This window comes from Streptomyces sp. DSM 40750, assembly GCF_024612035.1.
Classification (GTDB): Bacteria; Actinomycetota; Actinomycetes; order Streptomycetales; family Streptomycetaceae; genus Streptomyces.
The window spans coordinates 1,246,140-1,265,629 of sequence record NZ_CP102513.1; the positions used below are offsets into that span (position 1 = coordinate 1,246,140).

The following is a 19,490-nucleotide window of genomic DNA, read 5'->3' on the forward strand; positions in this document are numbered from 1 at the left end:
ATTCAAAAAATCTGCCGGCCGAGCCCTCCGCCACGCGCGGCACAGGGGGTCGCACGATCGGCCTCGTCGCCCCGGGGATCAGCTCGGGGTGGTACGGCCTGATGCCGCCGGGCAATGCCTGGAGCGGCCGTGGGTAACGTTTCCCAAAGGGTGTGGCCAGACCCTAGGGAGCCTCCCGCGTGACGTCAAGATGCCGCGCACACCGCACCGGCGTTACGAGGGCCGCACCGGACCCCGCCTGAGCCGCCCCCTGAGCTGCGGGACCCGCCCTACACTCGGCCCCACGACTCCCCGAGAGGCAAGGACCGGATGGAACCGCCAGCACCACGTCGCAGGGTCACCATCGTCGACGTCGCGCGTCACGCGCAGGTGTCCGTCACCTCCGTGTCCAAGGTGCTCCGCAACGCCTACGGGGCCAGTCCCGAGATGCAGGCCAAAGTGCGCCGCGCGATCGACGAGTTGGCCTACCGGCCGCACGCGGGCGCCAGGGCCCTCCGCGGGCAGACGTACACCATCGGCGTGATGCTGCCCGACATCCGCAACCCGTTCTTCCCCGACGTACTCGACGGCATCACCGACGCGTTGGCGGAAACCGACTACCAGGTGTTCCTGGGGCCGGGCGGCAACGGCGAGAAGGCGGAGGCCCGCGTCACCGAGGCGATGATCGACCGCGGTATGGACGGACTCGTCCTCGTCGCTCCCGTGTCCTCACGCGCCCACCTGGAGCAGGTCGCCACCGCGGTGCCGACCGTCGTCGTCGGCCGGCACGGGACCTCGCCGGTGTACGACACGGTGACCGACGACGACATCGCGGGCGCGTCCTTGGTCATCAGCCACCTCGCCGCTCTCGGGCACCGCCGGATCGCCCACATCGAGCATCACGAGACCGACGCGACCCGCCTCGTGGAGATGCCCAACGCCCGGCGCGCCGAGGGATATCGGCAGGCCATGCGGGCGCATGGCCTGGAGGAGTCGATCGACGTGGTCTCCACCAGCTATACCCAGGAGGGCGGTCACGAGGCCGCGAAGGAGCTGTTGGCTCGTCGCCGTCGGCCGACGGCGGTGTTCGCCGGGGCGGACATCGCCGCCATGGGGGTGCTCGACGCGGTCGCCGAGGCCGGGTTGTCCGTTCCCGGGGACATCTCGGTGGCCGGCTACGACAACACCACGTTCGCCGCGTTCGGTCCGATCTCACTGACCAGCGTCGACCAGGGCGGCCACGAGCTGGGCACCAACTCCGCGCGCCTCCTCCTGGAGCGCATCGCCGACCGGAGCCGACCGTCGGTCCAGGTCAGCCTCTCCCCCACGCTCGTGCCGCGCCGCACCACGGACCGACCACCGGAGTAGGCCCGCTCACCTGAGGCGTACGGGGGCCGTTCAAGGGGGCTGTCCGGTCGTCGCCAAGGCATGATCGGTACGGTGGCGGTCGGGACAACGAGAGGGGCGGCGCGGCCGTGAGCGACGAGGCGGGCATCAAGACGGCGAAGGAGGCCGCCGACCACGACCTCATCCTGGCGTTCGGTCGGCTGCAAGGAGCCGCGAACCGGCTGGAGTACATCCTCGGGCGGGCGATCGAGGACGAGTGCGGCATCAACCACCTGATGTTCGAGGTCCTGCTGATTCTCGGGCGGGCGGGCGAGCCGGGACTCTCCATGCGAGCCATCGCCCAGGAGCAGGTCCTCACCACCGGCGGCGCCACCCGGCTGGTGGATCGCATGGAGGCGGCCGGGCTCGTGACCCGTGCGGAGTCCCCCGCGGACCGGCGCGGCAAGTTGGTACGACTGACCCCGCTCGGCGAGGAGACGACGGTCCGCGCTTCGCTGATCCATGTCGAGAACATCAAGCGGTTCTTCCTGAGCCCCCTCCCGGTCGCAGACCGCGAGCGCTTCGCGGAGGACCTCCGCATCCTCAGCCATGCGGCCCGGGACGTACTGCCCCGCCTGCCCTGACCCGCACACCGACACCCTTCGTGATGTCCTGATATCGGCCATACCGTATGGCCCGGATCACACCCGCGCGGAAATATCTGACGAGTCAGCTACTGTTCTGTCAGGTGATCGTCCACACCGGGTGGGCGCCCCACGCCTGTCGAGGTCACCATGAAGCTGGTCTACGTTTTCGACGCCTACTGCGGCTGGTCCCACGGCTTCTCCGGGACCCTCCGCGAGATCGTCTCCCGCCATCCCGAGCTGCCGGTGGAGGTGGTCTCCGGCGGTCTGTTCACCGGATCACGCCGGGTACCGATCCGCGAGTTCGGCTACGTCCAGGGCGCGAACGCCCAGATCGCGGAGGTGACCGGCGCCGAGTTCGGCGACGGCTACGAACGGCTGATCGCCGACGGTTCGTTCGTCATGGACTCGGAGGCCGCCGCCCGGGGCATGGCCGCTCTGCGCGAGGCCGCCCCCGGCCGGGCCGCAGACCTGGCCTCGGCCCTGCAGAACGCCTTCTACGTCGACGGCCGCAGCCTGTCCGATCCCACCACGTACCGGGTGGTCGCCGAGGCGGCCGGACTGGACGCCGACGCCGTCGTCGCCGCCTTCGAAGCTCCCGAGGCGCGGGCGGCCGCCGCGGCCGACTTCCGCCGCGCGGCCGACCTGCGTGTCACCGGCTTCCCCACCCTGCTGCTGGCCGGCGAAGGCGACTCCGTCGCTCCCCTGGCCCACGGTCGCGCCACCGCGGACGAGATCGACCAGCGGCTGGCGGCCTCCACGGCCACCCGTACCTCTTGACCTTCCTCATTTCCACCACCCCCTCAAGGAGCCCCGCATGAGCACCCTCGCCTTCAAGGTCCTCGACCTCGACTTCCCCGCAGGCAGCAAGAACAAGACCGCCACCCTCGTGACCGGCGAGGAGGAGGCGCTGCTGGTCGACGCCGGCTTCACCCGCGCCGACGGCCACCGCCTCGCCGCCGAGATCCTCGACTCCGGCAAGAAGCTGACGACCGTCTTCGTCAGCCACGGCGACCCGGACTTCTACTTCGGCGCCGAGGTGATCGCCGACGCCTTTCCCGACGCGGTCTTCGTGGCCACGCCCCTCGTCATCGAGCACATCGAGCACTCCTACGAGGGCAAGCTCAAGGCGTGGGCGGCGCTCGGCCCCAACCTCCCCAGCCGCCTCGTCGACCTCACTCCCCTGAGCGGCGACCTCACCCTCGAAGGCCACCGCTTCGAGCTCAGGGGCGGCCCGGCCGGCCTGCCCGACCGCCACTACCTCTGGCAGGCCGAGCACCGCGCCCTCCTCGGCGGTGTGCTGCTCTTCCAGCAGGAGCACGTCTGGGTCGCCGACACGCCCACCCCCGGCGACCGCGCGTCCTGGATCGACCTGCTGGACGAGATGGCCGCCCTCGACCCGCAGCTGGTCGTGCCCGGCCACCGCCTGCCCGACGCCCCGGCCGACGCCACCGCGATCACCGCCACCCGCGACTACCTGCTCGCCTTCGACGAGGAGCTCGACAAGGCCGCCGACGGCGCCGCGCTGACCGACGCGCTGGTCAGGCGCTACCCGAACAACGGCATGCTGATCGCCGCCCAGATCGGCGCGAAGGTCGCCAAGGGCGAGATGAAGTGGGGCTGACCAGCATGAACACACCCGCCACCGACTTCGCGACCTCGCCCGCTCCGGCCGACGTGGTGCGCCGTCAGTACCTGGCCTCCGCGACCGGGGACCTGGCAGCCCTGCGGGCCACACTCGCCCCCGACGTGGAGTGGAAGGAGATGGCCGGCTTCCCGCTCGCCGGCACGTACCGCACCCCCGACGGGGTGACGTCCCACGTGATGAGGCAGCTCGCCACGGAGTGGGACGACTGGACCGCGCACGACGACATGTACGTCGTCGACGGCGAGAACGTCGTCGTGCTCGCCCGCTACACCGCCGTGAACAAGGCGACGGGTAAGCCGCTCGACGTCCGCGTCGCCCACCACTTCGTCGTACGCGGCGGACTGATCGTCCGCTTCGAGCAGTTCGTCGACACCGCCCTCGTCCGCGACGCCGCGACCGGCTGACCGAACGCGGCCGGGTCTCCGGTGGACCGGCACGCGTTCGGCCGTGAGTCTCGCGGGACTGTGAGAGGTCCCGCGAGCGTTGCCCGGCTATGCGACGCGTATCTCGGCGATCTGGAGGCGGTACTTGGCCGCCTCGTCGGAGGCCGGCGTGCCGAGCCTGGTGACGTGCAGGCGCAGGTAGCGGCCGTTGACGGTGGTGAACGTGTAGGTCTGGGCGGCTCCGTCCGGGTTGGGCCCGCCGGTGACGGTGCGGGCGGTGGTGTAGGAGGTGCCGCCGTCGGTGCGGGTCTGGAGGGTGAAGTCGACGGGGAAGCCCGCTGTGCCGCCGCCGGCCCCACCGATGTCGGTGCGGGGGTGGAGGGTGACGGAGCTGATCGCCCGGTCGGCGCCGAGGTCGATCCCGATCCACACCGGCGTGCCACTGACGTCGGCGGCAGGGAAGTCGATGCTGGTGAAGCCCTTGGCACCGGTCACGCTGGTGGTGGTACCGTCCAGCAGCCGGGTCTTGCCCCAGTCCCCGTTCTCCAGCGTGCAGTTGCTGGTGACGCTGGTCGCGGCGGTGGGAACGGTGAGCTCGGCAAGCTGGAGGCGCCACTTGGAAGTCTCGTCGGAGGCGGGAGTGCCCAGTTTGGTGACCTGCAGGCGGACGTGGCGCGCGGTGGTCGTCTTGAAGCCGTACGTCTGCACGAGCCCGTTGGGATTGGGCTGCCCGGTGACGGTGCGGACGGTCGTGTAAGCGCTGGAACCGTCACTCCGCGTCTGCACGGTGAAGTCGACGGGGAAGCCGGCCGTGCCACCGCCCGCCGCGGGCGTGTCGGTGCGGGGGAAGAGGCGTACGGCGTCGAGGTCGGTGTCGGCCCCGAGGTCGATCTCCACCCACACGGGGTTCGCGCTGACATCGGCGGAGGCGAACTCGTTACTGGTGTAGCCCCTCGCCCCGCTCACGCTCGTCGACTGGCCGTCGGTGAGCCGGTTCCTGCCCCAGTTGCTGTTCTCCAGGCTGTTGTTGCTGGTGACCGGCCGCCCCAGGGCGCGGTTGTCGAGCCGGCCGGTGCCGGTGGCCGTGAAGGTCCATGTGCCCGGCTGCACCGTGAAGTAGACGTACGAGGAGTCCTTGCCGTCATAGCTCAGACCGCTCACGCTGCCGGTGGCGGAGCCCCCGCTGAAGACGGTGGTGGCGCCCGCCTTGACGACGGGCTGGGCGCCACCGTAGGTGGGCACGCCCACCCGGGCCACCGTCCCGCCCGGCGAAGTGAGCGTCAGCGTGGCCGTGGTTCCGTCCCGCTCGATGCCGAAGCGGATGTCGCCCCGGACGGTGGGCACGACGGTGTTGATCCTCGTGAGTGTGCCGGTCTGCGGGATGACCTCGTACGCCGTCCAGCCGGGGTTGGTGGGGCGGACACCGGCGGCGTAGGCGGACAGCGCGTACAGCGGGCCGCCGTTCCAGGCGTGGTTGTCGGTCCCCGCGGCCTTGTCCCACAGCTCCCACAGGGTGTGGCAGGCGGGGTCGGCGACCTGGGCGGCGAAGCGGTTGCGCATCCGCTCCTCGGCGACGGTGGCCGCGCCCATCAGATACAGCGCCTCCAGGACGTAGAACTCCATGTAGGGGCTGGCGTTGAGGTGGGTGCGCAGCACCTCGGTCACCGCCCGGTGGCGGGAGGCGGGGGCCAGGCCGGCGACGACGGCGAGGGCGTTGCCTCGGTCGTCGGTGTCGCGGGTGTAGCCGGGTGAGCGGTACTCGCCCCGCGAGGGATTCCACAGGACGCGGTCGAAGTTGGCCTTGATGCTGTCGCGCCTGGACTTCCACCCGGCCACGTCCCCGCTGTTGCCGCTGAGCTCGGCGAGCTTGGCGGCGGTGTCCAGGGCCAGGTGGTACCAGCAGTTGTCCAGGACACGGGCATCGATGTCGGAGCCCCAGTCCTCCCAGTCCCAGTCGCCGGCACGGTGGTTGACGAGACCGTCGCCGTCCAGGCTGAACAGGTTCAGGTACTTCTTCACCGCCGGGTAGGCGACGGTGACGGCGTCCGCGTTGCCGGTGTAGAGGTAGTACGTCCAGAACGACCACACCGAGGCCAGCATCTGGGTGGGCAGTTCGGCGGTCCAGATCGTGGTGGGGACCGGGGAGTACAGTGCCCCGCTGGTCTTCTGCCAGGCGGCGAGCTGGGCGATGGCCTTCTCGCCGAGTGCGTGGGACCTGGTGTCGAAGGTGTAGAAGCCCTCCTTGAGCTGGTTGACGACGTCGCCCCACCACTGGGCGCGTTCTCGGGTGGGGCAGTCCATGTAGTTGTCCCGCATGTTGACGTACATCGTGCGGGCGGCCTTGGTCCACAAGGTGTCCAGGAAGGCGTCACTGCTGCTGAACGACCCGTCGAAGTCGGTGTCGTAGCCGGACTCCCGGTACTTCAGCTCCAGGATCGTCACGTTGGAGGGGATCGTGTACCGCACGGCCGTGCCACTCATCCACGCCAGCGCCTCGAACTCCTGGACCCCGCCGGCGCAGACGTAGGTGGCGCGCATGTTGTAGCCGGTCCCCGGCTCGATCCCCGTCAGGTTGGCGCCGTCGTCGTAGTGGTCGGTCTGCACTCCGATCACCGCACCGGCCGGAGCGTCCACCTTCAGGAACGGCGTGACCTGGAGGTTCGAGGGCAGGGTGGCCGAGATCGCGGTGGACCCGCGCCCCGTGGAGGGCAGCGACGACGCATTGGTGTAGGACTTCAGGCCGGAGTAGCGGAACTGCGGGATCGGCCGCGCCACGAGGTTGTTCCAGGGCGCGACACCTACGGCACCGAAGTCGGTCGGAGCGCTCCAGCCGCTGTCGTCGAACCCGGACGACCGCCACCCGGCCATCACGGAGGCGTTGCGGGCGTCGTAGTGGAGGTTGGACTCGGGCAGCCGGAAGTTGACCTGCGTGCCGCTGGTGTTGTTCGAGTAGCCCGGGTGGACGGTGTACTTCCAACTGGTGTCACTGACCAGCTGGGTGGTGGTCGAGCCGACCTCCATGTCCGACTGGAACAGCAGACCGCCCTTGCCGCTGCTGTTGTGAGAGAAGCCCTGCTTGCCGAAGTACCACACCAGCAGCGCGACCGTGTTGCTTCCGCTGGTGAGGAACGGGGCGAGGTCGATCTCGTCGTAGTAGGTGTCCGTACGGTTGGGACCACGCTTGAGCCCGCCCTCGAAGACGACCAGCGTGCCGTTCACCCACAGCCAGTACTTCGAGTCCGCCGCGATCCGCGTCACCGCCTTCGACGGCGCCGAGCCCAGGGTGAACGACCTACGGAAAGCCACCCACTGGTTCGTGGTGCTGGACGGCGCCCAGAGCCACTTCGCGGTCCAGGAGACCGCGGCGGACGCCACCGGGGCGAGGCCGGGAAGAACCAGGGAGCCCGCGGTCGGAGCAAGGGCCACGGCTATGGCGGAGCGCAGGGCGGAGCGGCGGGACATGGACTGCATCGAGGGGACCTTCCCAGAAGTGCTGGAGAAGCGGGGCACCTCTCTTGCCTGCTGAGCTGATTCAGCCCGCCCTGCAAGGGGTGTCGAGTCACTGGGCCGTGCGCCCCGATCGAGGGCACCACAACGCCTTGAATCGTTTCAATAACGTGCTTGCAAGCGTGATCCTCAGCTCTCGAACAACGCCATGTCAATGGTCCGGTAGCAAGAAAGCCATGTCCGAGAGGCGATCTGCTTGGGACACGGTTGCGCGCCCAAGGCCGCTGGGCCGCTGCTCCCGGTGCCATCAGGGGGCCGGTCGTGGGAGGTGAGTGCGCAAGCGACAGCCCGCCTCGTGGGCCAGGAGTCAGGACGCCGGCGCCGCCCGCGTCGTTCTTCGCGGGCGGCGCCGGCGTGTTGTTCCGACGCATCGGCCGACGGTGACGCCTCAGCGCTCGAGGGGCTCGTAGTCGAACCAGTCGAAGTGCACGGAGCCGGCTGAGGCGTACATTCCGAAGACCCGGCCCGTGAAACCGCCGGCGACCTCCGTGGAGAGGTACCGGCCGTCCAGCGAGGCGAGTTCGACGAAGGTGCCGTCCGATTCCTCGATACCGATCGAGACGAAGTCGGGGCCGGTGCGCGCATCGTTCACCGCCTGCACGGCGGCGGCCTCGACGCGGAGAACCACGGGCCCGGGGGCCGTCGGCCGGGACGCGACGACGGTGTCCAGCGGTCCGATGCGGGCACGCACCCGTACCTGCCCGGACGAGGCCTCGATCGCGTAGTGGTGCCGCTCGTCGAGACGAACCACCAGGCCACCGTGCCCGTCCGCCACGTCGACCAGGGTGCGCACCCGGCAGGACCGATGTTGCTGCCGTCGCCCCACGAAGGTCACGTCGGCGTCGTCGAGCGATCCGCCGCGCGCACGCAGGGTCAGCCAGCCGGGCCGTTCCTTTGTGGTGCAGTCCTCCGGGAGGCGCTGACGCAGCGAGATCCAGCGCGGGGCCAGCTCGGTCAGGTCGAAGTCGTCACGGACCTCGGCCGCTACGGCCTGCGGCCGCAGGGGCCAGGGAGGTGCGGGCATGACGGACGACAGTTCACCGACGACCGGCCAGCCGTCGACCCAGTCGACCGGCACCAGGAACGTCTCCCGGCCGAGGACGTGCCAGCCGGGCGTGCCACCGCCCGGCCGTACGCCGAGCAGCACCATCCACCACGAACCGTCGGGTCCCTGCACGAGGTCGGCGTGGCCGGTGTTCTGGATGGGGTGGTCGGTGCTCCGGTGGGTGAGGATCGGGTTGGCCGGGCACGGCTCGAACGGGCCGGTGGGCGTGCGGCCGCGGGCGATGGAGACGCTGTGACCGCGCTCGGTGCCGCCTTCGGCGATGAGCAGGTACCAGTAGTCGCCGATCCGGTACAGGTGCGGCGCCTCCGGGGCCTTGGCGCCGGGTGCCCCGGACCACAGGCGGCGCGACGGTCCGAGCGTCTCCCCGGTGTCGGGATCGATGCGGATCTGTCCGACTCCTGCCGTGGTGCACCAGCAGTTTCCGTCGTCGTCCCAGGCGATGTCCGGGTCGATGCCGTGCACACCGGACAGCCGGATCGGATCGGACCAGGGCCCGGCCGGATCGGTGGCCGTGAACAGCAGATTGCCGTCACCGCTGACGTTCGTGACGATCAGCCAGAAGCGGCCGTCGTGGTGGCGCAGGGTGGGGGCGTAGATCCCTCCCGAGGAAGCCGTGTCGAGCGGCAGACGCAGCTGACTCGGGCGGTCGAGGGCGTTGCCGATCTGGGTCCAGTGCACCAGATCCCGGCTGTGGAAGAGGGGGACGCCGGGGAAGTATTCGAAGCTGGAGCACGCGAGGTAGTAGTCGTCGCCCGCCCGGCAGACGGACGGGTCGGGGTGGAAGCCGGGGATCACCGGGTTGGTGATGGTGTTGCCCGTCTCGGGCACGCTGGACACCCTCATCGAGTCCTTTCACGGTCCGCCGGTGCGGGACTGCCGCCCACCAGGCAAGAAAGTTTCGTTGAATCAGGCAGATACTTTCCAGGGGAGGCTAGCTACGGCCTGCTGCCGGGGTCAATGACCGAGCGTGCCTCTCAGCCCCTTCGGACCGGAAACCGACCTCAGTCCCTGGGTGGAGCCGTGCTGCCCCGGACCGTCAGGGTCGTCGCGATCTCCAGCCCGACCTGGGGCGCGTCCTCACCGCGGCCGAGCGTGAGCGCCAGCTCGGTCGCGGCCACGGCCATCTCGGTCAGGGGCTGGTGCACGGTGGTCAGGGGCGGGTCCACCCAGGCCACGACCGGCAGGTCGTCGAAGCCGACGACGCTCAGGTCGTCGGGAATACGCAGGCCGGCCTCGCGTGCCGCCTGGTAGACGCCGAGCGCCTGCAGGTCGTTGGCGGTGAAGATGGCCGTCGGGCGTTCGGGCAGGGCCAGCAGGGAACGCGCCGCCTCGTAGCCGTCCTCACCGGTGAGCGGCGCGTGCACCACGGTCCCCGGATCGACGGCCAGGCCGGCGGACTGCATCGCGGAGCGGTATCCGTCCAGGCGGGCACGGCAGTACAGCTGGTCCTCGGGGCCGCTGATCATGGCGATGCGGCGGTGCCCGAGTTCGGTGAGGTGACGCGTCGCGATCCGGCCGCCGGAATAGTTGGTCGCGCCCACGAACGGGACGTCGTCCGGCAGTTCCACGGCCGGGTCGAAGACGACGAACGGGATACCCTTCGCCTTGAGTTGCTCGCGCTCGGCCTCGGAGAGCTGGGCCACGGACAGGACGCAGTTCGGGCGCCGGGAGACGGTGTCGTCCCAGGTGGGAGCGGTGGTGTCGTGCAGTCCGAACTCCGACACCATGACGCCCACACGGTGCCGGCGGGCCACCCGCTCCACGCCACGGATGATCTCGACCGCCCACATGTGCTTGAGCTCGCGGAACACGAGTTCCACGACGTTGTTCCGGTTGGCGCCGGTGGGCTTGCGGTAGCCGTACCTGTTGACCAGCTCCTCCACCCGTGCGCGGGTGTCCGCGGAGACGCCCGACTTGCCGTTGATCACCTTGGACACGGTCGGGACCGACACCCCCGCCGACTCGGCGATGTACGCGATCGTGACCGGCCGGGACGTGTCGCCCCGTCCGTCGTTCTTGTCCGCCGGCCCGTCAGCCGCGTAGTCCGCCAAGGTCGTCTTCCCGATCGTCGAACCGCTCTCGCCCGGCGCGGGCCCGGCGCGAAAGCCGGTTGAAGAGCGTCGGGGTGTGCCCGGTTCATTCTGGCATCCGTTACCGCCGCATCTGTGGCCTCGGACACCTCTTCATGTTAATTTCTCCGCCGCGCAGAGCGAAAGTTTCTTTCTCTGAGTTGTATCTCTGTCGGCCTCAGGCCGACTCCACGTGTCGAACGCTCCCTGGCAGGGATCGGCCCGCCAGGGTTCGCCCCCAACAGAAGGTGCACGTGATGACGAGGAGACTCGCAGGATTTCTTCAGCGACGGCGCCGGTCGTCGCGCCCCCCACGGAGACTGACGGCACTCGTCCTGGCGCTCGTCCTGCTCCCCCTGCTGCCCGCCACCGCGCAGGCCGCCGATCCCCCGCCCAGTGCCCCGGCCGCCCGCAGCACAGTGGCGGCCATGCAGCCCGGATGGAATCTGGGCAACACCTACGACGCCATCCCCGACGAAACGTCCTGGGGCAACCCTCCGGTGACCCGGGCCCTTCTCCAGAAGGTCAGGTCTCAGGGCTTCAAGAGCATCCGCCTGCCCGTCACCTGGGGCATCCACCAGGGCTCGGCTCCCGACTACACGATCGACCCGGCCTGGATGGCGAAGGTCCGGCAGGTCGTCGACTGGGCGCTGGACGAAGACCTGTATGTGCTGCTCAACATGCACCACGACTCCTGGATGTGGGTCAACAACCTCTCGACGGACCACGACGCGGTCCTCGCCCGCTACAACGCCACCTGGACCCAGATAGCGGCGGAGTTCCGGGACAGGCCCTCCAGGCTGGTGTTCGAGAGCATCAACGAGCCCACGTTCAGCGACACCTCCGCTGACGACGAGAACTACCGGCTGCTGGCCGAGCTCAACAAGGCGACCCACCGGATCGTCCGTGACTCCGGCGGCGGGAACACCAACCGCCTCCTGGTGCTGCCCACGCTGTACACCAACGCCGACCAGGGCCGGCTCGACGCACTGGCCGCCGAACTGGAAGACCTGCGCGACCCCATGGTGGCCACGACGATCCACTTCTACGGCTGGTGGCCGTTCAGCGTGAACATCGCCGGGTACACCCGGTTCGACGCCACCTCGGAGCAGGACCTCACCGCCACCTTCGACCGCGCTTACAACACCTTCGTCGCGCGCGGCATCCCGGTCGTCATCGGCGAGTACGCCCTTCTGGCCTACGACCACAACCGCCCCGGCATCGTCCAGCGGGGCGAGCAGCGCAAGTACTTCGAGTTCCTGGGCGACTACGCCCGCCGACGGAATCTCACCACCATGCTGTGGGACGCCGGTCAGTTCCTGAACCGCAACACCCTGCAGTGGCGCGACCCGGAGCTGTTCGCCCAGATCAGGTCGAGCTGGACCACGCGCTCGGGCACCGCTTCCAGCGACATGGTGTTCCTGCCGAAGTCGGGCGCCCTCACGAGCCAGGACCTCACGCTGAACCCGAACGGCACCGACTTCCAGGGGCTGCGGCACGGCTCCCGCAATCTCCTGCGGGGCAGGGACTACACCGTCTCCGGCAACCGGCTCACCCTGACGGCCACCGCGCTCACGGAGCTGGCCGGCGACCGCGCGTACGGAGTCAACGCGACGCTGGAGGCCAGGTTCTCCCGCGGCGTCCCCTGGCGGATCGATGTGATCACCTACGACAGACCGGTCCTGTCGAACGCCTCGGGGAACACGGGCGGTCTGACGATCCCCACCCAGTTCCGAGGCGACATGCTCGCGACGATGGAGGCCAGGTACGACGACGGGAGCAACGCGGGCCCGGCGAGCTGGACTTCCTTCCAGCAGTGGGACACCGCCTTCTCGGCGTACACCAACGACTCCATCAAGCTCACCGCCGAGTTCTTCACCTCACTGAGGGACGGCTCCCGGGTGACGCTCACCTTCCACTTCTGGAGCGGTGCCACGGCGGTCTACCACGTCACCAAGTCGGGAAACGCCGTGACCGGGTCGCCTGCCTGACTCGACCGGCTCCGCGCTGAAGCACCCTCGCCGCGCGGCCGGCACCTGGCCGCGCGGCATCCGGGTTCATTCTCCTTCATCACTGCGCAGACAGGCTGGCGTGGATATGACTGCGCTGTCATGCGGATCGCATCTGGCATCATCGGACTCGATTCGTGCGGTCACAGGGAGCACCATGACGCGAGGAAAGACGGGGCGGGGTGGGAGTTCCCCGGCACCCAGCAGCGTGGACGTGGCCCGTCTGGCCGGCGTCTCCCAGAAGACCGTCTCAAGGGTCTTCAACGACGAGCCGTACGTCTCCGCCGAGGTCCGCCGACGCGTCCTCGAAGCCGCCGAACAGCTCGGCTACCGGCGCAACAACGCCGCCCGGGCACTGGCCTCCGGGCGCACCCGCTCGATCGGCGTGGTCACGCTGGGAACAGCCCTGTACGGACCCGCCTCGCTCCTCGTCGGTGTCGAGCGAGTCGTCCGCGACACGGGATACGCGCTCCGTGTGGTCAACACGATGGAAGGTGACCCGGCAGGCCTCGCCGGCGCCGTGGACTCGCTCCTCGACCAGGGCGTGGACGGCATCGTCATCTCCGAACCGATCGACGAGCAGAGCCCCGGCGGAGGCGAACCCCTCCGCATCGACGTGCCGGTCATCGCCCTCGGTGCACCACCGCCGCCGATCACCGCGCCGACGGTGTTGACGGCAGGGGGCGGCGCGGATCTGATGGCCCGCGCCGCCACCGAACATCTGCTGGCGCTCGGCCACGGGACCGTCCATCACCTGGCCGGCCCGCAGCGGTGGTACGCCGCCCGGGACCGCCTGACGGGATGGCGGGCGGCACTGACCGAACAGGGCCGGGAAGTACCTCCGGCCATCGAGGGCGACTGGTCGGCCGCGTCCGGTTACCTGGCGGGGCGCGAACTGGCCGAGAACGGCGATGTCACCGCGGTCTTCGCCGCCAACGACGACATGGCGATCGGCCTGATCCGCGCGCTGACGGAGGCCGGTCGGCGCGTGCCGGAGGACGTCAGCGTGGTCGGCCTCGACGACATCCCCGTCGCCGCCTATGTGACTCCTCCCCTGACCACGGTGCGGCAGCCGTTCGACGCCGTGGCGCAGGAGGGACTCAAGCGTCTGGTGCACGCCATCGAGAACCCGAACGCGGACGCCTTGCCGCCGAGCGGACCACCGGTCGACCTCATCGTCCGGGCGTCGACAGCACCACCGCCCAGCCGGACGGCCCCGGCTCACGGGCGACGCACCGCGATCACGCTTCGGCCGCCGTACGGACGCCCTCGCCCGGGCGATCCGAAGTCGCCCTGAACCCAGCGTGGGCAGGGTAATTGAGGTTTCATGCACCTGGTGAAAATTGGGTAAGGCTTGCCTTATATGCTGACGGGGCCCGCGCAGCCTTCGTCGAGCGGGGGCGTGACCTTCTCCCCGTACGACAGGACCCACCATGCGCACCACCTCCCGCGGCCTCTTCGCGGCGCTCGCTCTGAGCCCCCTGCTGGTCGGTTGTTTCGCGTCGGGTGAGAGTGGGGCGGGTACAGGTGGCCCCGCGGGACCGGCCGGTCGGCTGAGGATCGCTCTCGCCGTGCCGCCGGTACAGGCCCTGTCGCCGTACAGCAACGACGCCACCGTACTCAGCAAGCTCTCCGTGGCCGAGGGCCTCACCGCGCTGGACGAGGACGGTGCCGCCGCACCCGCCCTGGCGAAGTCCTGGACCCAGAAGAACGCCACGACCTGGTCCTTCGAGCTGCGCGAGGCCACGTTCCAGGACGGCACCGACGTCACCGCCGAGTCGGTCGTCAGCGCCCTCGCCCACGCGAACGAGGCGGAGACCAAGCCCCGCGTCCTCAGCGATGTGACGCTGACCGCCAAGGCCGACGACGCCGACACCGTCACGATCACCACCGAGAACGCGGACCCGGTCCTCCCGCTGCGACTCGCCAGCCCCGCCCTCGGCATCCTCTCCCCGAAGGCGTACGCGAAGGACGGCACCGTCAGCCCGGTCGGCACCGGCACCGGCCCCTTCGAGATCACCAGGCTCACCGGCAAGACGAAGGCCACGCTCAACCGCTACGACGGCTACTGGGGCGGCGAGGCCAAGGCGTCCGGTATCGACGTCAGCTGGATAGCCGACGGCACCGCCCGCGCGAACGCCCTGCGCAGCGGCGACGTCGACATCGCCGAGTGGATCCCCACCGCCCAGGCGAAGCTCCTCGACGAGAACACCCGTCACGAGGTGCCCTCCGTGCGCACCGACAGCCTGATCCTCAACACCGCGAGCGGTCTCCTCGCCGACGCCACGCTGCGGTCGGCCGCCCGCGAGGCCGTGGACGGCGGAGTCCTCGTCGACTCCGTCTTCGGCGGCTACGCCGACCCCGCGGAGGGCCTGTTCGGGCCCGCCGTCTCCTGGGCCGCCGACCAGCGGGTCGAGGTGACAGGCCGGGCCGAGGCCGCGACCACCGCAGAGGTGAAGGCGAAGACCAAGGACAAGACCCTGCGCCTGGCCACCTACACCAACCGCGCCGAACTCCCCGAGGCCGCGACCGTCCTGCAGCAGCAGCTGGAGAAGGCCGGGTTCACCGTGAAGCAGGACGTACGGGAGTACACGCAGATGGAGGCCGACCTCCTCGCGGGCAGGTACGACGCGCTCGTCTTCTCCCGGGTCACGCTCCTCGACACCGGCGACGCGGTGGCCTACCTCGCCAGCGACTACACCGGCGACGGCGTCTACAACATCGCGGGCCTGAAGGACGCGAAGGTCGACCAGGCCATCAAGTCCGCCGCCGAGGAAGGCGACACGGCCGAGCGGCAGAAGAAGATCATGCAGGCCGAGGCGGAGATCCTGCGCACCGACGCCGTCGTCCCGTTGGTCCACGAGAAGGTCGTGCAGGGCATCGCCGACGACGTCGAGGGCGTCCTCCTCGACCCCCGCGAGCGCTCCCTGGTCGACGTCGACACCCGCCTGAAGTAGCCCCCGATGAGCATCACGTCGTCGGCCGGCGCCCATGGTCTCCCGCCCCGGTGGCGCACGGGGGCCGGCCGCGTCGTCGCCGGGACCGCGCTGCTGACGGCCGTCGCCTTCCTGCCCTGGCTGTCCGGCAACGACCCCGCGCTGACCGTCCTGCGCGCCCGCTCCGCCGAACAGGACCCGACCCCGGCGCAGCTGACCGCCGTACGCGAGCAACTGGGCCTCGACGACGGGCCGTTCGCCCATCTCGCGCGGTGGCTGGACGGTCTGACGCGCGGGGACGCGGGCACCTCCTGGGTGTCCGGCGAACCGGTCCTGCCCCAGGTGATGACCGCCTTCGCGGTCTCTCTCACGCTGATGCTCGGCGCACTGCTCGTCACTGTCACGGTCGCCGCGCTGGTCTGCGCCCGCACCCTCCACCTCGGCTCCCGGCGGCGACTGCGGCAGGGGAAGGCCGGCGCCGGGGCGGCCGTCCTGGCCGCGCTGCCCAAGTTCCTGCTCGCCTCGCTGCTCGCGACGGTGTGCGGGGTGTGGCTGGGCTGGTTCCCCTCCCAGGGCTGGGCGGGACCGCGGTCGATGGTGCTGCCCGCGCTCGCCCTCGGGGTGCCCTCAGGGGCGATGATCGGCGGACTGCTCGACCAGTCCCTGCCCGCCGCCTTCCACGAGCCCTGGGCACGGACCTGGCGCGCCTTCGGCCTCCCGCCCGGCCGTATCGCGCGCACCGCGCTGCGCCGCGCGCTGTCCGGGGTTCTGCCGCAGCTCCTGCCGACCGTCGTCGCCCTGGTCGGCGGCGCGGTCGCGGTGGAGAAGATCTTCAACATCCCGGGACTCGGCCGTCTCGCGCTGGAGGCCGCCACCGCCCAGGATCTGCCGCCGCTCCAGACGGCGACGCTGGCCCTGGTCCTGCTGGGCGTCTGCGCCGGCCTCCTGATCCAGGCAGTACGTCGCGCGCTGCTCGGTCCGGCCCTGCGGGACGGCGCCCTGCCCGCCCTGCACCCGCCCGCCCTGTCACGGCCCCGCTCACTGCCCTGGGTCATCGGCTTCTGCGCCCTCACCCTGCTCACCCTCGTCGTGGCCGGCCTGCTGCGCGATCCCCTGCACGTGGACACGACGGCCCGGCTGCTCCCACCGTCCGTCGCACACCCGTTGGGCACCGACTCACTGGGCCGTGACCTTCTGGCCCGGCTGGGCCACGGAGCCCTGCGCACGGCCGGTGTGGCCTTCGCGGTGACAGCGGTCAGCGCCCTCCTCGGACTTCTGATCGGCATGGCGACCCAGGTGGGGGCGGGCCTGACCGAAGTGGTCTCGACCCTGCCGGCCGTCCTCGCCGGACTGCTCACGACCGCGGTGACCGGACCGTCCGTCTGGGGCGCCGCGTGCGCGGTGTGCCTGGTGGCCTGGACCCCGTACGCCGCCCAGACGGCCGCCCTGCTCGAACAGGAACGGGCCAGCGGCCATATGCTCGCGTCGATCTCCTTCGGCGCCGGCCCCTCCTACCTCCTGCGCCACCACCTGCTGCCCGCGGCCCTGCCCGCGCTGGTGCGCAACGCCCTGCTACGGCTGCCCACCACGGTCCTCGTCCTGGCCTCCCTCGGCTTCCTCGGCCTGGGCGAACAGCCGCCCACCCCGGAGTGGGGCCGCCTGCTCTCGGAGAATCAGCCCTACGTGGAACTGGCCCCCTGGACCGTCCTCGCCCCCGCCACCGCCCTCATCCTCCTCTCCGTCCTCACCGTCTCCGGCACGGCATCACCACGCAACAGGCCCCGACGCCACACCGACGGGCGCGCCGACGCAAGGAGACCTGCCCGGGCCGCCTGATCCGGGCCGGGGCGCCGCCCGACCCTCCGCGAACGGCCGGCGCGGTGCGGCGGCTCCCCCGGTCAGCATCCACGCGCTTTCATTCCGGCGTGTTGGCCATGGGCGGCGTGACACCCAAATACCCAACGTGCCGGCGCTTTCCGCAGCGACGCGGTCTCCCCGGGCACCATCGACACTCCCGGACTCGACGCCGTGGCCGCGGGAGACACGCCCCTCACCACGTCACAGTTCGCCGCGGGTGTCCCACTGGGCCGGATCGGACACCCGGACGAGGTCGCCAACGTGGTGGCTTTCCTCGCTTCCGAGCAGAGCAGCTTCGTTCTCGGGGCCAACCTGTACGTCGACGGCGGCGAGAACCAAACCTGACCCGCGGGCGACAATCCGTCGCGCGATGACCAGCGGCGCCGTCACGAGCGGCGGCGATCCGTGACGGACCGAGACGCGCAGCCGGCCCGTCACCTCGGCGCGGCCGATGAGCTCGTCAACGCGGCCGCCGCCGCGCCGCGCAACTGGGTGATCAACCTCCACAAGGAGCTGGACGGCGCCGGCATCCAGACCCGTTGTCGAGGGCAATGGCCTCCCGTACATCGCGGCGAGCCTGTGCGGTGGGGCCGCGGCTGCCGTCGGGCAGGCGCGGGGTGTTGCCGAAGGAGTGGACACCGAGTTCGAAGGTCATGGCGGGGTCCTGGCTCAGTTGCTGATGGCGGGCATGGCCCGCCGGTAGCGGGTTTCGGTGAGTTGGGAGACGAGGAACGCGGCGATGTCGGCGCGGCTCATGGCGGAGCCGACCTTGTCGTGGCCGAGGAACCCGGAGCGGATACGGCCGGTGGCGGGCTTGTCGGTCGGGTTGGTGATGCGGGCGATGGTGTAGTCGAGGCCGGAGCCGGTGACGGCCTCGGTCATGCCCTTCAGCTCGGCCGGCGCATTGGGGAACATCTCCCCGGCCAGCCGGGCAGCACCTTGTGCTTCCAGTGCGGCTTGTCCTGCGGATCGGCCAGTGAGGGCGTGGCCAGGCCGATGAACCGGGCCACCTTCTGCGCCTCCATGACCCGCACGACGGTGCGGGTTCCGTCGGTCACCGCGGTGCCGGTCATGGACCGTTTCAGGGACGGGCCCAGCGCGCTGATCACCGCGTCGGCTCCGTTGACGGCCTGCTCGACGGCCTCGCGGTCGGACAGTTGCCCGGTGATCACCGTGAGGTGGGAGTGGGTGAGGTTGAGCGTACAACAGAAGCGGCCTGCCCGTTCCACTTAGATAGAGTGAACCCATGAACTCCTCCGCGCCTCCCGGCGAAACCCCCGGCCAAGGGACCGACGCACGGCTGCGTGCCGATGCCGAACGCAACCGCGACCGCATCCTGGCCGCCGCCCGCCGCCTCTACGCCATCGAAGGGCTCGGCGTCTCCATGGCCTCCGTCGCCCGCGAGGCAGGCGTCGGCAAAGCCACCCTCTCCCGCCGTTTCGCCACCCGGGAGGAACTCATCACCGCGGTCTTCGCCGACCGCATGGACGCCTACGCCAACGCCGTCACCGCCGCCCTGGACGACCCCGACCCCTGGCACGCCTTCACCGGCTACCTCCACGCCGTCTGCGCCATGCAGGCCGCCGACCGCGGTTTCGCCGACGTGCTGACCATGACCTTCCCTGCCGCCAAGGCACTGGAGGCCCGCCGCACCGAGGCCTACAACGGCTTCCTCGAACTCATCAGCCGCGCCCGGGACAGCGGCCACCTCCGCGACGACTTCACCGCCGAAGACCTCGTCATCCTCCTCATGGCCAACGCCGGCGTCATCGCCGCCACCGGCGACGCCGCCCCCGACGCCTGGCGCCGCCTCGTCGGCCACATGCTCCGCTCCTACGCCACCCCCGGCACCGAGATCCCACCGCTGCCCGATGCCCCCACCCCCACCGCCCTCTACCGCGCCATGATCCGACTCTCACGAACCGGCCCGGGCACCGCCTAGGACGTGCCCAGGACGGATCCGGCCGCGGGCACCGGAAGCGGTGTCCGCACGAAGAGCGGAACCGATAGGCACCACCTATACGGGCCATCGATTTTTGGTCGTGGACCCCCTGACAGTGACCCGG

Annotated in this window: 16 protein-coding genes; 11 read left to right on the forward strand and 5 right to left on the reverse strand. The window is 70.4% G+C overall.

The features are described from left to right. Positions 1-309 precede the first annotated feature (309 nt). From JIX55_RS05820 to JIX55_RS05840, 5 genes are all read left to right on the forward strand, one after another. On the forward strand, positions 310-1,347 hold the full coding sequence (locus tag JIX55_RS05820) for a LacI family DNA-binding transcriptional regulator (RefSeq protein WP_257562147.1): 1,038 nt from the start codon (positions 310-312) through the stop codon (positions 1,345-1,347). 107 nt (positions 1,348-1,454) lie between these two features. Then, positions 1,455-1,949 (forward strand): MarR family winged helix-turn-helix transcriptional regulator, encoded by a 495-nt coding sequence (locus JIX55_RS05825; RefSeq protein WP_257562148.1) that lies wholly within the window; start codon positions 1,455-1,457, stop codon positions 1,947-1,949. Between the two features lie 150 nt (positions 1,950-2,099). Then, a complete protein-coding gene (locus tag JIX55_RS05830) occupies positions 2,100-2,729 on the forward strand; it encodes a DsbA family protein (RefSeq protein WP_257562150.1) in 630 nt (209 codons plus the stop codon). A gap of 37 nt (positions 2,730-2,766) precedes the next feature. Further along, positions 2,767-3,573 carry an MBL fold metallo-hydrolase gene (locus tag JIX55_RS05835; protein WP_257562151.1) on the forward strand — a complete coding sequence of 269 codons (807 nt, stop codon included), beginning with the start codon at positions 2,767-2,769 and terminating at the stop codon, positions 3,571-3,573. 5 nt (positions 3,574-3,578) lie between these two features. Continuing rightward, the gene (locus JIX55_RS05840) at positions 3,579-4,001 is read left to right on the forward strand and encodes a nuclear transport factor 2 family protein (RefSeq protein ID WP_257562152.1); all 423 of its coding nucleotides are present in this window, start codon (positions 3,579-3,581) and stop codon (positions 3,999-4,001) included. Between the two features lie 87 nt (positions 4,002-4,088). On the opposite strand, the gene JIX55_RS05845 is transcribed toward JIX55_RS05840, so the two are convergent. The 3 genes from JIX55_RS05845 to JIX55_RS05855 form a co-directional block, all read right to left on the reverse strand. Continuing rightward, positions 4,089-7,451: an alpha-L-rhamnosidase-related protein gene (locus tag JIX55_RS05845; protein WP_257562153.1), complete on the reverse strand. Its 3,363-nt coding sequence runs from the start codon at positions 7,449-7,451 to the stop codon at positions 4,089-4,091. Between the two features lie 424 nt (positions 7,452-7,875). Then, positions 7,876-9,396, reverse strand: coding sequence for a glycoside hydrolase family 43 protein (locus JIX55_RS05850; RefSeq protein ID WP_257562154.1), 1,521 nt, complete (start codon positions 9,394-9,396; stop codon positions 7,876-7,878). A 158-nt stretch (positions 9,397-9,554) separates the two neighbouring features. Continuing rightward, a complete protein-coding gene (locus tag JIX55_RS05855) occupies positions 9,555-10,604 on the reverse strand; it encodes a LacI family DNA-binding transcriptional regulator (RefSeq protein WP_257562155.1) in 1,050 nt (349 codons plus the stop codon). Between the two features lie 275 nt (positions 10,605-10,879). On the opposite strand from JIX55_RS05855, the gene JIX55_RS05860 reads away from it, so the two are divergent. The 5 genes from JIX55_RS05860 (at position 10,880) to JIX55_RS05880 (ending at position 17,769) form a co-directional block, all read left to right on the forward strand. Further along, positions 10,880-12,613 carry a cellulase family glycosylhydrolase gene (locus tag JIX55_RS05860; protein WP_257562156.1) on the forward strand — a complete coding sequence of 578 codons (1,734 nt, stop codon included), beginning with the start codon at positions 10,880-10,882 and terminating at the stop codon, positions 12,611-12,613. 175 nt (positions 12,614-12,788) lie between these two features. Then, a complete protein-coding gene (locus JIX55_RS05865) occupies positions 12,789-13,928 on the forward strand; it encodes a LacI family DNA-binding transcriptional regulator (RefSeq protein ID WP_257562157.1) in 1,140 nt (379 codons plus the stop codon). Positions 13,929-14,064: 136 nt separating this feature from the next. After that, on the forward strand, positions 14,065-15,588 hold the full coding sequence (locus tag JIX55_RS05870) for an ABC transporter substrate-binding protein (protein WP_257562158.1): 1,524 nt from the start codon (positions 14,065-14,067) through the stop codon (positions 15,586-15,588). Between the two features lie 6 nt (positions 15,589-15,594). Beyond that, positions 15,595-17,403 carry an ABC transporter permease subunit gene (locus JIX55_RS05875; protein WP_257562159.1) on the forward strand — a complete coding sequence of 603 codons (1,809 nt, stop codon included), beginning with the start codon at positions 15,595-15,597 and terminating at the stop codon, positions 17,401-17,403. Between the two features lie 192 nt (positions 17,404-17,595). Beyond that, entirely contained in the window at positions 17,596-17,769 is a 174-nt protein-coding gene (locus JIX55_RS05880; protein ID WP_257562160.1) for an SDR family oxidoreductase, read from the forward strand. 324 nt (positions 17,770-18,093) lie between these two features. Here JIX55_RS05880 and JIX55_RS05885 read toward each other — a convergent pair whose 3' ends face one another. Next, a complete protein-coding gene (locus JIX55_RS05885) occupies positions 18,094-18,339 on the reverse strand; it encodes an NAD(P)H-binding protein (protein WP_257562161.1) in 246 nt (81 codons plus the stop codon). Beyond that, the gene (locus JIX55_RS05890) at positions 18,312-18,653 is read right to left on the reverse strand and encodes an NAD(P)H-binding protein (protein WP_257562162.1); all 342 of its coding nucleotides are present in this window, start codon (positions 18,651-18,653) and stop codon (positions 18,312-18,314) included. The genes JIX55_RS05885 and JIX55_RS05890 overlap by 28 nt, the downstream gene beginning before the upstream one ends. A gap of 17 nt (positions 18,654-18,670) precedes the next feature. Between JIX55_RS05890 and JIX55_RS05895 the strand changes: the two genes are divergently transcribed. Next, on the forward strand, positions 18,671-19,366 hold the full coding sequence (locus JIX55_RS05895) for a TetR/AcrR family transcriptional regulator (RefSeq protein WP_257562163.1): 696 nt from the start codon (positions 18,671-18,673) through the stop codon (positions 19,364-19,366). Positions 19,367-19,490 lie beyond the last annotated feature (124 nt).

Bases quoted from the DNA above. Each gene is read 5' to 3' on its own strand.
- JIX55_RS05885 (WP_257562161.1), bottom strand. From the start codon at position 18,339: ATGTTCCCCAATGCGCCGGCCGAGCTGAAGGGCATGACCGAGGCCGTC.
- JIX55_RS05845 (WP_257562153.1), bottom strand. From the start codon at position 7,451: ATGCAGTCCATGTCCCGCCGCTCCGCCCTGCGCTCCGCCATAGCCGTG.
- JIX55_RS05850 (WP_257562154.1), bottom strand. From the start codon at position 9,396: ATGAGGGTGTCCAGCGTGCCCGAGACGGGCAACACCATCACCAACCCG.
- JIX55_RS05860 (WP_257562156.1), top strand. From the start codon at position 10,880: ATGACGAGGAGACTCGCAGGATTTCTTCAGCGACGGCGCCGGTCGTCG.
- JIX55_RS05865 (WP_257562157.1), top strand. From the start codon at position 12,789: ATGACGCGAGGAAAGACGGGGCGGGGTGGGAGTTCCCCGGCACCCAGC.
- JIX55_RS05820 (WP_257562147.1), top strand. From the start codon at position 310: ATGGAACCGCCAGCACCACGTCGCAGGGTCACCATCGTCGACGTCGCG.
- JIX55_RS05895 (WP_257562163.1), top strand. From the start codon at position 18,671: ATGAACTCCTCCGCGCCTCCCGGCGAAACCCCCGGCCAAGGGACCGAC.
- JIX55_RS05870 (WP_257562158.1), top strand. From the start codon at position 14,065: ATGCGCACCACCTCCCGCGGCCTCTTCGCGGCGCTCGCTCTGAGCCCC.
- JIX55_RS05875 (WP_257562159.1), top strand. From the start codon at position 15,595: ATGAGCATCACGTCGTCGGCCGGCGCCCATGGTCTCCCGCCCCGGTGG.
- JIX55_RS05840 (WP_257562152.1), top strand. From the start codon at position 3,579: ATGAACACACCCGCCACCGACTTCGCGACCTCGCCCGCTCCGGCCGAC.
- JIX55_RS05830 (WP_257562150.1), top strand. From the start codon at position 2,100: ATGAAGCTGGTCTACGTTTTCGACGCCTACTGCGGCTGGTCCCACGGC.
- JIX55_RS05835 (WP_257562151.1), top strand. From the start codon at position 2,767: ATGAGCACCCTCGCCTTCAAGGTCCTCGACCTCGACTTCCCCGCAGGC.